The following is a 15,327-nucleotide window of genomic DNA, read 5'->3' as shown; positions in this document are numbered from 1 at the left end:
GCGTCTCCCCGCATCACGCCGACTCTGCCATCGTTTCGCGCATCACCTGTGCGAGCGCGATCACGCCCGCTTCGATGTGTTCCGAACGGATCGACGAGAAACCGAGCCGGAACATATTGCGCGGCGGCGCATCGCCCATGAAAAACACATCGCCGGGCTCGATCAGAATGCCGCGCGCCTTGGCCCGCAGCGCGAGCAGATTTGCATTCAATCCCTCGGGACCACGCACCCAGCAGGACGCCCCGCCCTTCACGCGCACGAACGTTGCCTCCGGCATGTGCGCACTCAGGGCGGCGGTCAGCACCTCGGCCCGCTTGGCGTAGGTATCGGCCAGACGCCGCAGCAACGCGTCGTGATGCCCCAGCGCGAGGAACATCGAGAACGAGCGCTGAATGAACGCCGACGGGTGGCGAATCATCAGGCGTCGCAGCGCGCGCAACTCGGCCACGAGCGCCGCCGGCGCCACGATATAGCCCAGCCGCAGCCCCGGCGCGAACGACTTCGACAAGCTGCCGATGTAGATCACGCGGTCGCTGCGATCCAGACTCTTCAACGCCGGAATCGGAATGTCCGAGTAGCTGTTCTCGCTCTCGTAGTCGTCTTCGATCAGCACGAAGTCTTCCGTCTCGGCACGCCGCAGCAGTGCCTCGCGATGGGCGAGCGGCATCGTCGTCGTGGTCGGACACTGGTGCGAGGGCGTGACATACACGTAGTCGCACTGCGACAGGTTGTCATCGACCGGCACCCCGAACTCGTCGACCGGCAAGCCGATCAGCTTCGGCGTGCGTATCGCGAAGATATTGCGCGCATCGGGATAACCGGGGTCCTCGATGCCGACCGTCGTGCGCGCACCGACCAGCAGGTCGGCCAGCAGGTACAGCGCCTGCTGCGCGCCATTGGTCAGCACGATCTCGTCCGCATCGGCCCACACGCCGCGACGCGGCAACACACGCGTGCGAATCTGCTGAATCAGCGTTTCGTCGTCGCGCGCGATCATGTCGGGCGCCCAGTCGCGAATCTCCATGATGGTGAGCGCCTTCTGGCAGCATTCGCGCCAGTCGGCCGTCGGGAACATCGTGGGATCGAACTGCCCGTAAATAAACGGGTATTGGTACTGCTGCCAGTCGATAGGCTTGACGATGTTGCGCTGCCCCGATGGCCGCACCACGTACCGCCCCTCCCAATCGGGTGTCAACGGGTCGAGCGGCGCGATGGTGCCAGCGGCGGTGCTCGCAGGTGCATCCCCTGCATTAGCGGCTACACCGCGCGCACTTGCATTCGCCGCGTCTCGTGACTCGGCACTTTGCGTGCCGACGCGCGGCGCGAGAATGTCGCCATTGACGAAGTAGCCGCGCCGCTCCCGCGCGATCAGATACCCCTCGTCGACCAACTGCTGATACGCCAGCACCACGGTGTTGCGCGCCACGCCCAGCCCTTCGGCCAACTCGCGCGACGACGGCACCGCCGCGCCGCGCATGAGCCGCTCGTCAAGAATCGCCGATACCAGCATCTGGCGGATCTGACTTTGCAAACTCATGCCGGCACGCGCCGACACCAGAAACAACTGGTTCCACATTGCCGCAGAAATCCGGCTCGACATCGCGTCCCCTTTCTTATTGATACTTCCAGAGCGTCAATTATTACTCATGGGACGGTGACGTTAATTCCGAATTCGGGTTTATCCGCAGTTTGGCTCCATTGCGTCCGATTCCAGCATTCATGCGGGTTAGCGGCCGATTTCGACCAAACGGAGCCAGTTGGCATCATCAAATGCGGCCAACTGGCTCTAACGAACAAAAATACGCGCGGCAATGATGCACTCACCTGACGCGGATTCGTAACCCTTACTGCGTCAACCCGAAAGTGTTCCACCGACAACCTATCGATTAGAGGTGAACCATGAATGGACTTCCGAACCGGCTGCGACGCGTCTTCGCCGCCACGGCGTTGGCGGCAGCGGCGCTGCCTGGGGTATTGGCACTCGGGCTGGCGGCACCGGCCACTGCGCAAGCGCAGGAGAAGGAGGTCACGATCGCTTACCAGCAGATCGTCGATCCGTGGCTGGTAGCGATGGCCAGCGGCGAGTTCGAGAAGGCCACGGGTTACAAGATTCACTGGCGCCAGTTCGAATCGGGCGCGAAGGTCGCTACGGCGCTCGCCTCCGGTGACATCAAAATCGGCGTGCTCGGCTCCAGCCCGATGGCGGCAGCCGTCTCGCAGGGGCTGGATCTGCAACTGTTCTGGATCCTCGACGACATCAATCAGGCCGAGGCGATGGTCGTGCGCAATGCGTCGAACATCAAGACGCCGGCCGACCTCAAGGGCAAGAAGATCGGCGTGCCGTTTGTCTCGACCACCCACTACCACACGATGTTTGCCTTGCAGCAATGGGGCATCAAGCCGACGGAAGTCCAAGTGCTCAATATGCAGCCGAACCAGATCGTGGCGGCGTGGGAGCGTGGCGACATCGACGCCGCCTACGTGTGGGACCCGGCGCTCGCGCAGATCAAACAGACCGGTCACGTGCTCATCACCTCGGGCGAACTGTCCAAGCAAGGCAAGCCAACGTTTGACGGTATTGCCGTTGACCGCAAGTGGGGTGAGGCCAACGCCGACTTCATGGCGAAGTTCGTGAAGGTGATTGCCGCCGCGGACACGTCGTACCGCCAGAATCAGGCGGCTTGGACGGCCACGTCGCCGCAGGTCAAAGCCATCGTGAAGACGATTGGCGGCAAGCCGGAAGACGTGCCGGGTGCGCTCTCGCTGTATGCCTACCCGTCGGCGCAGCAGCAAGCGTCGGCCGAATGGCTGGGCGGCGGCAAGAGCAGCCGCGCTGCCAAGGCACTCAAAGATACCGCCGAGTTTCTCAAGAGCCAGCAGAAGATCAACGAGGTCAAGCCCGACTACACGACGTACGTCACGTCGCGTTACGTCGACGCCGCGCTCAACCTGAAGTAAGCCGTGCCGGGGCCGCCACGCCCAGCGCGCGGCAGCCCCTCCCCGATCAATGGATCGACAGGAGAAGGGCTTCATGGAACAACTCATCGTCAACGACGTCAGCGTCGTCTACCCCGGCCGGCGTGCTGGCGAGCAGGTGCAGGCGCTCGCCCACGTCAATCTGACCATCGCGCCGCGCGACTTCGTGGTGGCGCTCGGCGCGTCGGGCTGCGGCAAGACCACGCTGCTCAGCCTGATGGCCGGCTTTATCGCCCCGACGTCCGGCGAACTGCTGCTCGGCGACGCCCCCATCGAAGGCCCGGGTGCCGACCGCGGCGTGGTGTTCCAGAAACATGCGCTGCTGCCGTGGCTCAACGTCATGGAGAACACCGAGTTCGGCCTGAAGCTGCAAGGCGTTCCCAAACAAGAACGACGCGCCCGGGCGGCGCGCAATCTGGCGCTCGTGGGCTTGCAGGACTTCCACAACCACATGATTTACCAGCTCTCCGGCGGCATGCAGCAGCGCGTGGGCATTGCGCGCGCACTCACCTGCAATCCGTCGATGCTGCTCATGGATGAGCCGATGGCTGCGCTCGATGCCCTCACGCGCGAAACCATTCAGGAGCTGCTGCTCGATGTGTGGCGCGAGACCGGCAAGATGATTTTCTTCATCACACACAGCGTGGAAGAAGCGCTGTTCCTCGCCAGCCGTCTGATCGTTATGTCGCCCCGCCCCGGGCGCATCACGCATACCTACGAACTCGATTTCAACCAGCGCTATCTCGAATGCCGCGATGCGCGCGCGATCAAGTCGAGCCCGGATTTCATCGAGATGCGCGAGACCGTCCTCAGCATCATTTATGGCGACGAACGTGCCGGCCAGACCTCAGCGTCCGGTGCCAGCGCGGTCGCTGCCTGACCCAGCGCCGGAGCCGTTGCCATCATGATGACCAAACCCGTTGCTACCCACCCGGCACACGCGCCGGTCTCACCCACCGCAGCCGCCACCGTCGTAACGCCGAGCCCCCGCGCACGGCGCCATCGCGGCCCCATCGCCCGGCTGTTTGCACCGCGCCCCGTGAAGGCCGGCGAATCGTTCGGTGCGCCGGGTCAGGGGCCCAGCCTGCTGATCAGCGTCGTCACTGTCGTAGCGCTGCTGCTGGTGTGGGTTGCCATTACCTCGTCGGGCATGATCAAGCCGCTGTTTCTGCCGGGTCCGCGTGCCATCGTCGAGAAATTCATTCAGGTGTCCACCGAAGGTTTCGCCGGCTCCACGCTCTGGCAGCACACGCTCGCGAGCCTGTATCGCGTGTTCGGCGCGTTCGCGCTGGCGTGTGTCACGGCGATTCCGGTGGGCATTCTGATGGGCGTGTCGCGCATCGGGCGCGGCGTATTCGATCCGCCCATCGAGTTCTATCGGCCGCTGCCGCCGTTGGCCTATTTGCCGCTCGTGATCATCTGGTTCGGCATCGGCGAGTTTTCCAAAGTGTTCCTTATCTATCTGGCGATCTTCGCCCCGCTCGCGATTGCTGCGCGTGCCGGCGTGCGATCGGTCTCGATGGAACAGATTCACGCGGCGTATTCGATGGGCGCCTCGCCGCGCCAGATCGTCATGCACGTGATTGTGAAGTCTGCGTTGCCGGAGATCTTTACCGGCATGCGCATCGGCATCGGCGTGGGCTGGACCACGCTGGTGGCTGCCGAAATGGTGGCGGCATCCAGCGGCCTCGGTTTCATGGTGCTCAACGCCGCAGAGTTTCTCGCGTCGGACATCGTGATCATGGGGATCATCGTGATCGGTTTCTTCGCCTTCGGCTTCGATCTGATCATGCGTTATCTCGAGCGTGTGCTCGTGCCCTGGAAAGGCAAGGTGTAAGCGGTTCAGCGGTCTGTGGTCATTAGATAAGGCGCAGGGCGGCTCCCCCAGCCGCCCCTGACGCCCAACGTGTATTCAGGAGGTTGTGTGGCAGTCGAGACATTGCAACGCGGGCACCTTGCCCGCGAGCGGCATTTTGCCGCGTCCCCCCGTAATTTCCATTCCCCCGAGCTCTCCCCGTCTTCCCTGCATTCCCGGTATTCCCCCGACAACGTGTTTGCTTTCATCGCGGACAACAGCGGCGTACCCGTACCTTGCATGGGAGGTCGCCATGGCCGGTCATGACAATGGTGCCAAGCTGCATTCGAGCCTGAAGCAGCGCCACATGAGCATGATTGCGCTCGGCGGCGTGATCGGTGCGGGTCTGTTCGTCGGCAGCGGTGTGGTCGTGCATGCGGCCGGTCCGGCGGCGGTGCTGTCGTTTCTGATCACCGGTGCGCTCGTCGTGCTGGTGATGCGCATGCTGGGTGAGATGGCGTGCGCGTTGCCCGCCGTCGGTTCGTTCTACGAGTACGCCCGCCTCGCGTGGGACGACAAACCCGTGGGCGGCGAGCTGGCCGGCTTTCTGACCGGCTGGATGTACTGGTACTTCTGGGTGATTGTGGTGGCCGTCGAAGCGGTGGCGGGTGCCAATCTGATTCAGTTCTGGCTGCCGGATATTCCCGCGTGGGCCATCAGTCTTGTTCTGCTCGTCGTGCTCACGCTGACCAACCTCGTGTCGGTGGCCTCGTACGGCGAGTTCGAATTCTGGTTCGCCTCGATCAAGGTAGCCGCCATCGTCGTGTTCCTGTTCCTCGGCGGGTTGTTCGTGTTCGGCATGTGGCCGGGTGCGGTCGCCAGCACCGGCAATCTGCTCTCGCACGGCGGGTTCATGCCGAATGGCATCGGCCCGGTGATGGCCGGGGCGGTCGCGGCGACAGGCTTCTACTTCGGTGCCGAAATCGTCACGATCGCGGCGGCAGAAGCGGCCGAGCCGCAACAGGCTGTCGCCCGTGCGACGAACTCTGTCATCGGGCGCGTGCTGTTCTTCTACATCGGCTCGATCCTGCTCGTCGTGATGCTCGTGCCTTGGAACTCGGCGGGCATGGCCACGCCGTACGTGAGCGCGCTCGAAGCAATGCGCATCCCGGCAGCGGCCCACATCATGAACGCTGTGGTGCTGACCGCCGTCCTCTCGGCGTTGAACTCGGGCCTGTACGCGTCGTCGCGCATGTTGTTCGCGCTGACGCGTCGTGGCGACGCACCGCGCTCGCTGGCCAAGCTGAATTCACGGGGCGTGCCGGTTCGCGCGATCCTCGTGGGCACGTTGTTCGGCTACGCTGCGGTGGTGATGTCTTACGTGTCGCCGGATACCGTGTTCGCATTTCTCGTGAACTCGTACGGCACGGTGGCCATCTTCGTCTACGTGCTGATCGCGTTCTCGCAGTTGCGTCTGCGCAAGCGTCTTGAACGTGAAGCCCCGGGCAAGCTCAAGGTGCGCATGTGGTGCTTCCCGTACCTCACTTGGGTGGCGATCATCGGCATGCTGTCGATCGTGGGCGCGATGGCGTTCATCCCCGATCAGCGCACGCCGCTCGCGCTCGGCATTGTCAGCCTGACGGTGCTGCTCGTGGCGTTCACGGTGCGTTCGATCTGGCGCAAGCTGCGCTCGCCGGACCCCGGTTACGAAATCTGATCCATCGCGATAACGTGATCGAACAACGACGCCGGCCGCAGACTTCTGCGGCCGGTGTCGTTTTGAAAGGGAAGATCCGGCGAATGAAGTGCTAACGCCGCGACGGGTTACCGGCGTCAGTGGCAGGCCGAATGCAGTGCTTGAGAGAGCAGACGCTGCTCGTCGTCGGAGAAGATGCCGATGAGCACGATCACCGACGTTTGCGAAGGAAGATCCGGACGACGGGTAAGCATCGAGCGACGCCCCACGACATGCAGTTCGCTCATCTGGCCCGGTTGCAGCGAGACGAAGCCCTTGGCGCGCCAAAGCTGGCCCGGATACATCGCCAGCGCAGCCTTCAGGCGAGTGCGGTCGAACACTTCAGACGTTTCTACGTTGAAACTGCGCAGCCCGGCGGGCAATGCACGCGAAGCCGCGCGTAGCGGACGCGACGGGAAGTCGCCCGACAACGCGATTTCGTCATCGGGAAACAGGATCGCCGTCGGCACGACACCGTCTTCCGCCGGCACGACGACCTGAGTCGCGCCCAGCGAGGACAGCCGGTTGCGCACGGCGCGCAGCTTGTCTTCGTCGACGAGGTCAGTCTTAGTGAGTACCAACGTGCTTGCCGCTTCAATCTGCCGCCGTGCAATATCGCCGACGTAACGATCGTCGAGCACATCGTCGATGCTGTCGACATCCACGGCAACCACAATGCCGTGCAGTCGGAATGCCCGGTCGAGCATGCCGACCTGCGCAATGCGCACCGGGTCGGAGACGCCACTCGCTTCGATCACCAGCAAGTCGGGGCGTTCGGCGCGCTCGCCAAGCGCCAACAACGTTTCCACCAGACGACCGCCGATGGTGCAGCACACGCAACCGTTCTCCAGTCCGATCACATCGTCGCCGCGCTCGCGAATGAGCGCGGCATCGACGTTGATCGAACCGAAGTCGTTGACGAGCACGGTCACACGCAAGCCGTCCGCGTTGCGCAGTAGGGCGTTGATCAGCGTCGTCTTACCGGCGCCAAGATAACCGCCGAGTACGACCATCGGGATCGGGCGGCGAAGCGTTCCGCTCCCCGGCGTCATGACGGTATCCATCACGTCGGCGAGCGGAACACCTCGCCGCCCAGCACCGTGCCCCAGACCGGCATTTGCCGCAGGTCATCGAGCGGCACCTCGTACGGATCAGCGTCGAGCACCGCGAAGTCCGCGTACTTGCCGACTTCGATGCTGCCGATCAGATGATCCATGCCGAGCGAGAACGCGGCGCCCAACGTCACGGCACGCAACGCGTCGGCCACGGGCAAGCGAAGTGATTCACCGAGAATGCGGCCCGACGACGTCTCGCGCTTGGCCGCACACCACGCGGTGAACAGCGGGTTGAGCTGCGTGATCGGTGCGTCCGAATGCAGCGCAAACGGCAGCCCGAGTTGGCGCGCGATCTCGGTGGCGTCCATGCGGTTCGCGCGATCTGGCCCCATCGTCTGCTGGTAATGCGCGTCGCCCCAGTAGTACACGTGATTGGCGAAGAAGTTCACGCACATCCCCAACCGTTGCGCACGGGTGAGCTGCGCAACATCGGCCATCTGGCAATGTTGCAACGTGTGACGATGATACACACGCGGGTGGCGCGCCAGCAACGTTTCGATGGCGTCGAGCACCACGTCGGTCGCTTCATCGCCGTTCGTGTGGATATGCAGTTGCAGACCTGCCGCATGGAACGGCATGAACGTGTCGACCAGTTGCGACGGCGGAATCAGCCAAAGGCCGTTCGGCTTGCCGTTGAAGTACCCCGGCCAGCGCACGCGCGCCGTAAAGCCCTGAATCGAGCCGTCGACGATGAACTTCACCGGGCCGTAATGCAGCTTGTCGGTGTTGCCTTCGCGCGCATTCAGGACACGTTCCGGCCCGCCTTCCGGGCATCGTTGCGGCGCGAAGGCGGGCACGATGCGAATCGGATAGGCGGGGTCGGCCGTGATCTCATGCAGATTGGCGTTGCCAGTCTCGGTCAGGTCGTTGACGAGATCGGTCGCCGTGGTCACCCCGGCAAGCTGCGCCACGCGTCCGAAATTCCAGATCGCGCGCGGGCTCTCGCTGGCTGCAATCGACAACCCTTCGCCGATCACGCGGTACACGGGGAACATTGCGGCGAACTCCTGCAACTCGCCCGTCGGCTCGCCATCGGCGCCCATCACGACACCTTCGACGTCGGTGTCGCCGTCGATACCGGCAAGCTCGAGCATCGCCGTGTTCACATTCATCAGATGCACGCTGGCGTGCAGAATCGCGATGGGGCGTGTAATCGAGATCGTATCGAGGTCGCGCGCAACGAGCGGCGTGTCTTCGAAGAAGATCGGATCGTAGCCCCATGCGAGCAACGGCTTGTGACTGTCGGTCAGCTTGCGCTCGGCCTCGCGCAACCGGTCGATGACGGCGGCGGGTGTCTTCAAGCCCTCCCACAAGTAGCCGTCGGGGCCGCGCCGGTCGTAGTAGCCCACATACACGGCGTCCCACATCGCGCCTTCCATCAGGTGGCAGTGCCCCTCGACCAGACCGGGCATCAGCACCTTGTCGCGCAACGTGTCGTCGGGGGCAGCGTCGGTCCAGCGGCGCATGTCGTCCAGACCGCCGACCGCGAGAATCTTGCCGTCGCACACGGCCACGTGCGTCGCGACCGGTTGCGCCGGGTTCATCGTTAGAATCTTGCGCGCGGCAAAAACACGCACGTCGCTCCGGGATACCGCCTTGTTGTCTCTGTCTGTCATTTCTACTTCTTGTAGGTGGAAAGCGTGCCCACGGCGGGGCCCATCGAGCGCTCACGGCTGCCGCCGAGCATCAGGTGCAACACGGCCATCACCACCACGTTGACGATCAGGCAGATCAGTCCGAGGTTCACGCCGCCGAGGTCCGGGTTCTTGAAGTAAAGCACGAGCGCGAGCCCTTGTCCTGCCAGCACGCCGGCCGCGACCGCCGAGGCACGCACGCGCAGGCGGAACACCACGGCGATCACGCCGGGCAGAAACTGCGTCACGCCGTAGTACGCCATGTTGATGAGCGTGAGCATCAGGTTGGGCGTGAGCAGCGTCAGCACGATGGAGCCGAGCAGATACAGCACGATCACGACCTTGGAACTGGCCTTCTGCCGATGCTCGGGCATGCCGGAGAGGATGTTGCGCGTGACGATCGGCCCCAAGGCGAGACAGATACCGGCCAGCACCAGCAGACCTGAGAGTGCAGCACCTGCGGCCACCAGCCCGACGAGCCACGACGGCAGCAGTTGCGTCACGGCCGCGAAGAACGCCTCGTTGGGCGAGCTGAGCGTAATGTTCTGACTGATGGCGTAATACGACGCCAGCACCAGAAACGGATACATCAGCATGTAGAGCGGCATGGCGACCTGCGTGCGGCGGATCGTGTGGGCGCTCTTCGCCGTAAAGAAGTTCTGCACGCCAAATGGCATCACGTACATGCCGAGCGACTGAAATACGATCGTCGTCATCGCAAACGTCAGTTGCTGCGTGCTCATCGCATTGCTCACGTGCTGGCTGGCGGCCTGAAACACGGGTGTCACGCCCGCTTCCCACGCCACGGCCACGCCGGTGATCACGATGGCTGCGACCATCAGGATGTCTTTGAGCACCGCAATGTAAGCCGACGCACGCACCCCGGCAATCGCAATGTAGATGAACGCGAGCAGCGCCGAGAACGAAATCAGCCAGAGCGGCTGGAAGTTCCAGCCCAAGCTCTTGAGTGCTGCGACCAGTCCGGTGAACTGCAACTGGCCCCAAGGCAGCAGAAACACGATGGCGGTCACCGCCACCACCAATTCGAGAAAACGGCTGTTGAAGTGCCCCTTGAACAGATCGGGCAATGTGATCGCGTTGTAGCGCTTACCGGCGTCCCAGATTTTCGGCCCGAGGAAGTAACCGATTGGGTATGCCAGCAGGATGTAGCCGAGGAACCAGACGCCATACGTCGGCCCCTTGGCGTAGATGCCGCCCGGAAACCCGACCATCGTGCCGATGCTGTAGATCTCGCCGGCCGCGAGAAAGAACACGAGCCATGCGCCGAACTGGCGCGATGCCACGAAGAAGTCGTGCATGCTCTGCGGCCCACGGCCGCCGCGCGCTCGCAATGCGAGATAGACCGACAACAGAATGAAGCCGGCAAAAATGAGGGTGGCCATCGAGGTAATCTCCGAAAGGCGCTTAACGAAGGGGGAACGGCTAGCGCGCGAGGGCGCAGACGTAAGTGGGCGTATGCAGAACGCGGGGCTTAAGCGGGGTCTTCGACCTGATGGCGGTCGAACAACATCCAGCACAGATAGAGACAGCCCGAGGTCAACACGAACCACAAGAAGATCCAGCCGTAGATGAACGGCACGCCGAGCACATAGCGGTCGACGGACGCCGCCCACGGTAAGAGCCCGACGACGCCGAGGTACGGCAAACCAAGTCCAATGAGCAATCTGAGCATGTCCTGTCTCCGGCACGCGACACGTTGTTCGGCAGGTGTGCCAGCGAGACTGGCCACCTATTTGTCTGGCCCAGTATCTACAGCCAAAAATCACGACGTTTAGAGCCACATCGCAGGAATGTGTGGTGCCAGTCATTTGATTTTGGTGGACCACCAACGACGCGTCGCGGTTGTGCCGACGGTGCTTTTCGCTGGCACCATCACAAAGCGCCGGTGGTACTAATGCGCGGAAATTGTTCTTGGCAGTATGGGCTCATTTCCTCAGGAGCCTACCGTGGGTACGATTGATTCCTTCGCGCTGGATCGTCGCTCCGAAGCTGCGCCATACGATCCGCTTTACGATCCGTTAGTCTCGGCAAATCCGGGACTCGGGATGGATTACGCACCGACCTACTGGGTCGCCACTGCCGGCGATCCGCCCGAAGACGACGGCCCGCTGCCCGGCGATGCCGACGTCGACGTGGTCATCGTGGGCGCGGGTTTCACCGGCCTTGCCACCGCGCTTTTCCTCGCTCGCGAACACGGCATCCGCGCGACGGTGCTCGAAGCCAACCGTACCTGCTGGGGCTGCACCAGCCGCAACGGCGGACAAGGCCAGAACGCCAGCGGACGTCTCTATCGTTCGCAGTGGATCGAGCGCTGGGGCAAAGAAACCGCACTGAAGCTCGACGCCGAAATTCGCGAAGGCTTCGACACCTTCAAATCGCTGGTTGCCGAAGTGCCCGCGTGCGATCCACAGCCGGGCGGCCATCTCTACATCGCCCATCGCGAGCGCAAGATGGACTTTCTGCGCAACGAAGCGAAGGTCATGCGCGACGTGTTCGGATACGACACGCGCATCCTCTCGCGTGACGACGTGCGCGAACAGTACGTCGACGATCAGGAGAACTGCGGCGCGCTGCACGAGCCGGACGGCATCGGCGTGCATCCGCTCAAGCTCGCGTTCGGCTATTTGCGCATGGCGCGGGCGCTCGGCGCGCGTGTCCATCCATCAACGCCGGTGCTCAGTGTCGAAACCATCAATGGCGTGCACCACGTGCGCACGCCGCGCGGTGTCGTGCGCGCCAAGGCAGTGGCCTTCGCCACGGGTGGCTACACCCGCAACGATGTGACCAAGGCGTTGCGCGCGAAGATCATGCCGATTCTGTCGAACTCGCTCGTCACGCGCGTGCTCACGCCGGAAGAACTCGCGGCCACCAACTTCCGCACGCACGAAGTCATTACCGATACGCGCACGCTTCGCTATTACTACCGGCTGCTGCCCGACAACCGTTTGCAGATCGGCAGCCGCAGTTCGATCACCGGCGCCGATGCGCAAAATCCGAAACACATGGCCGTGCTCGTCGAGGGGCTGCATCGCAAATTCCCGGCGTTGCGCGGTATTCGCGTGGATTACTCGTGGTGGGGCTGGGTCGACGTCAGCCACGACATGATGCCGCGCGTCACCCAACCCGACCCGCGCCAGAGTCTGTTCTATGCCGTGGGCTATGGCGGCAACGGCGTGTCGTTCTCGGCCCATGCCGGACGCCGCCTCGCCCAGCGCATCGCGGGCGAGCGCGATCCGTCGTGGAGCCTGCCGATCTACGACTCGGCGCTGCAATACCCCAACGTGTTCGGCACGGTGCAGTGGCAAGGCTTCGCGCCGTTCCGCCGCATCGGCCAGCGCTTTCTTTATCAGCGGTACCACGCGCAGGACGAAGCGCGTTGATTCGCTGTGCGCTCTGCCTTATTGGCCTCACCCGATTCACCCGATTCACCTGCCTCACTTGCTTTTTGGACTGATCAATGACGACATCTAACGCCTCCGCCGACCTCCAGTTGCTGGCCTCGTTCAACGACGCCTGGAACCGGCACGACATCGACGCCCTCATGGCGTGCATGACCGACACGTGTGTGTTTCACGCCGTGGCCGGCCCCGACATGATGGGTCGCACCTTCGAGGGCCGCGAGGCTGTGCGCGCCGCCTTCCAATCGGCGTGGGAAAACTTCCCGGATGCCTCGTGGACCGAAGGCGACCACTTCGTGAACGGCAATCGCGGCGTATCCGAATCGACCTTTCGCGGCACCAAGGCCGACGGCACCCGTGTGGAAGCGCGCATGGTCGACGTATTCACCCTGCGCGACGGCAAGATCGAAGTGAAGAACGCCTTCCGCAAGGATCGTCCGGCGTTCTGAACGATGTCGGCAAGACCATGACACCTGTCAGCCACCCGGCGTCGCCCCCCCTTCGCGCGCGGCAGTTCACTCTGCCGGCCACCTGTTGCATGCGGGTGGCTGAAGGACCAGACGCCGGGTTCTTTGCCCCGCCTGCCGGGGCATTTTTTCTTTTTGCCGACGGTGTGGCGTCTCGTTCGTCGCAAACGTGCCGAATCAGGCGCTACATTTTTCAATACAAAACATACCAATAAATAAAAATACAGATTGACCAAGGCGAATGAATCGCCTAGATTTCCACTTACGCAATGAAATCGGAATTATTTGTTCCGTTTATTTTTCACTGGAGACACCATGAACGCCAAAGACCCGGCTACGGCCACCCAGCAACTCACGGCCACCGACGCCGGCCCGCAGACCATGACGCCGTCTGAAGCATTTGTCGAAACGATGGTCGCCAACGGCGTGAGCGAGATGTTCGGCATCATGGGCTCGGCCTTCATGGATGCGATGGATATCTTCGCGCCCGCAGGCATTCGTCTGATTCCGGTCGTGCACGAACAAGGCGCTGGCCACATGGCCGACGGCTATGCTCGCGTGTCGGGCCGCCATGGTGTCGTGATCGGCCAGAACGGCCCCGGCATCAGCAATTGCGTGACTGCAATTGCCGCCGCTTACTGGGCGCACAGCCCGGTCGTGATCGTCACGCCGGAAGCCGGCACGATGGGTATCGGCCTCGGCGGCTTTCAGGAAGCGAAGCAACTGCCGATGTTCCAAGAATTCACGAAGTATCAGGGTCACGTGACGCATCCGGCCCGCATGGCCGAGTTCACGGGCCGCTGCTTCGACCGCGCCATGGCCGAAATGGGCCCGACGCAACTCAACATCCCGCGTGACTATTTCTACGGCCAGATCAAGGCTGAGATTCCGCGTCCGCAACGCCTCGATCGTGGCGCAGGCGGCGACGAGCGTCTGAACGAAGCGGCCGAACTGCTGGCGCAAGCCAAGTTCCCGGTCATCATCTCGGGCGGCGGTGTGGTCATGGCCGACGCCATCGAAGAATGCAAGGCACTCGCCGAGCGTCTGGGCGCACCGGTCGTCAACAGCTATCTGCACAACGACTCGTTCCCGGCCAACCATCCGCTGTGGTGCGGCCCGCTCGGCTATCAGGGCTCGAAGGCCGCGATGAAGCTGCTCGCACAGGCCGACGTCGTCGTGGCACTGGGCTCGCGACTCGGACCGTTCGGCACGCTGCCGCAACACGGCCTCGACTACTGGCCGAAGAACGCCAAGATCATCCAGATCGATGCCGATCACAAGATGCTCGGTCTCGTGAAGAAAATCTCGGTCGGTATTTGCGGCGATGCCAAGGCCGCCGCGGTCGCCCTGTCGCAGCGTCTGGCCGAGCGCACGCTCGCTTGCGATGCGACGCGTGGTTCGCGTGCCGATCAGATCGCCACGGAAAAGGCGGCGTGGGAGAAGGAACTCGACGAGTGGACCCACGAGCGCGATCCGTACAGCCTCGACATGATCGAAGAGCAGGCGAAGGAACGCACGTTCAACGGCGGCCACTATCTGCATCCGCGTCAGGTGCTGCGCGAACTCGAGAAGGCCATGCCGGAAGACGTGATGGTCTCGACCGACATCGGCAACATCAACTCGGTCGCGAACAGCTATCTGCGCTTCAACAAGCCGCGCAGCTTCTTTGCTGCCATGAGCTGGGGCAACTGCGGTTACGCGTTCCCGACGATCATCGGCGCGAAGGTTGCCGCACCGCATCGCCCGGCCGTGTCGTACGCCGGTGACGGCGCATGGGGCATGAGCCTGATGGAAACGCTGACGTGCGTGCGCCACAACATTCCGGTCACGGCCGTGGTGTTCCACAACCGTCAGTGGGGCGCTGAGAAGAAGAATCAGGTCGACTTCTACAACCGCCGCTTCGTCGCGGGCGAACTCGACAGCCCGAGCTTTGCCGGTATCGCCAAGGCGATGGGCGCGGAAGGCATCGTGGTCGATCGTCTGGAAGACGTTGGCCCCGCGCTCAAGAAGGCCATCGACATGCAGATGAATCACGGCAAGACGACCATTATCGAAATCATGTGTACCCGTGAGCTGGGCGATCCGTTCCGTCGGGATGCCCTCTCGAAGCCGGTGCGCACGCTCGACAAGTACAAGGATTACGTCTGATCGTTGTGCCGTAGTTTTGCGCTGGTGTTTTGAACTGT

At 63.0% G+C, this 15,327-nt stretch carries 12 protein-coding genes; 7 read left to right on the top strand and 5 right to left on the bottom strand.

Annotation, left to right across the window (positions count from 1 at the left end; translation table 11 throughout):
* Positions 1-13 precede the first annotated feature (13 nt).
* Positions 14-1,600: a MocR-like pyridoxine biosynthesis transcription factor PdxR gene (gene pdxR / locus PIN31009_RS04705; protein ID WP_150683208.1), complete on the bottom strand. Its 1,587-nt coding sequence runs from the start codon at positions 1,598-1,600 to the stop codon at positions 14-16.
* A 299-nt stretch (positions 1,601-1,899) separates the two neighbouring features.
* Between pdxR and tauA the strand changes: the two genes are divergently transcribed.
* From tauA to PIN31009_RS04685, 4 genes are all read left to right on the top strand, one after another.
* Complete coding sequence (gene tauA / locus PIN31009_RS04700) at positions 1,900-2,958, top strand: taurine ABC transporter substrate-binding protein (RefSeq protein ID WP_150789467.1); 1,059 nt, start codon at positions 1,900-1,902, stop codon at positions 2,956-2,958.
* Between the two features lie 73 nt (positions 2,959-3,031).
* On the top strand, positions 3,032-3,856 hold the full coding sequence (locus tag PIN31009_RS04695; RefSeq protein ID WP_058377362.1) for a taurine ABC transporter ATP-binding protein: 825 nt from the start codon (positions 3,032-3,034) through the stop codon (positions 3,854-3,856).
* Between the two features lie 24 nt (positions 3,857-3,880).
* On the top strand, positions 3,881-4,813 hold the full coding sequence (locus tag PIN31009_RS04690) for an ABC transporter permease subunit (RefSeq protein ID WP_343039023.1): 933 nt from the start codon (positions 3,881-3,883) through the stop codon (positions 4,811-4,813).
* Between the two features lie 271 nt (positions 4,814-5,084).
* Complete coding sequence (locus PIN31009_RS04685) at positions 5,085-6,488, top strand: amino acid permease (RefSeq protein WP_058377361.1); 1,404 nt, start codon at positions 5,085-5,087, stop codon at positions 6,486-6,488.
* Positions 6,489-6,604: 116 nt separating this feature from the next.
* Here the strand turns inward: PIN31009_RS04685 and PIN31009_RS04680 are convergent, their stop codons facing one another.
* The 4 genes from PIN31009_RS04680 to PIN31009_RS04665 all read right to left on the bottom strand — a co-directional run bounded on the left by PIN31009_RS04680 (position 6,605) and on the right by PIN31009_RS04665 (position 10,948).
* Positions 6,605-7,558 (bottom strand): CobW family GTP-binding protein, encoded by a 954-nt coding sequence (locus PIN31009_RS04680; protein ID WP_246185496.1) that lies wholly within the window; start codon positions 7,556-7,558, stop codon positions 6,605-6,607.
* 11 nt (positions 7,559-7,569) lie between these two features.
* A complete protein-coding gene (locus tag PIN31009_RS04675; RefSeq protein WP_150789466.1) occupies positions 7,570-9,237 on the bottom strand; it encodes an amidohydrolase in 1,668 nt (555 codons plus the stop codon).
* 2 nt (positions 9,238-9,239) lie between these two features.
* Positions 9,240-10,658: a sodium:solute symporter family protein gene (locus PIN31009_RS04670; RefSeq protein ID WP_150789465.1), complete on the bottom strand. Its 1,419-nt coding sequence runs from the start codon at positions 10,656-10,658 to the stop codon at positions 9,240-9,242.
* Positions 10,659-10,747: 89 nt separating this feature from the next.
* On the bottom strand, positions 10,748-10,948 hold the full coding sequence (locus tag PIN31009_RS04665) for a DUF3311 domain-containing protein (RefSeq protein ID WP_087689487.1): 201 nt from the start codon (positions 10,946-10,948) through the stop codon (positions 10,748-10,750).
* Positions 10,949-11,195: 247 nt separating this feature from the next.
* Between PIN31009_RS04665 and PIN31009_RS04660 the strand changes: the two genes are divergently transcribed.
* The 3 genes from PIN31009_RS04660 to xsc all read left to right on the top strand — a co-directional run bounded on the left by PIN31009_RS04660 (position 11,196) and on the right by xsc (position 15,289).
* Positions 11,196-12,656, top strand: a complete 1,461-nt coding sequence (locus PIN31009_RS04660; protein ID WP_058377357.1) for an NAD(P)/FAD-dependent oxidoreductase — start codon at positions 11,196-11,198, stop codon at positions 12,654-12,656.
* A gap of 77 nt (positions 12,657-12,733) precedes the next feature.
* A complete protein-coding gene (locus PIN31009_RS04655) occupies positions 12,734-13,123 on the top strand; it encodes a nuclear transport factor 2 family protein (protein WP_058377356.1) in 390 nt (129 codons plus the stop codon).
* Between the two features lie 333 nt (positions 13,124-13,456).
* The gene (xsc, locus tag PIN31009_RS04650) at positions 13,457-15,289 is read left to right on the top strand and encodes a sulfoacetaldehyde acetyltransferase (protein ID WP_170936039.1); all 1,833 of its coding nucleotides are present in this window, start codon (positions 13,457-13,459) and stop codon (positions 15,287-15,289) included.
* The last annotated feature ends 38 nt before the right edge of the window (positions 15,290-15,327 follow it).

The organism is Pandoraea iniqua (assembly GCF_902459685.1).
In the GTDB taxonomy this organism is placed as follows: domain Bacteria; phylum Pseudomonadota; class Gammaproteobacteria; order Burkholderiales; family Burkholderiaceae; genus Pandoraea; species Pandoraea iniqua.
The sequence above is the reverse complement of the archived record's forward strand: the minus strand, read 5'-3'. Positions and strand labels throughout refer to the sequence as shown.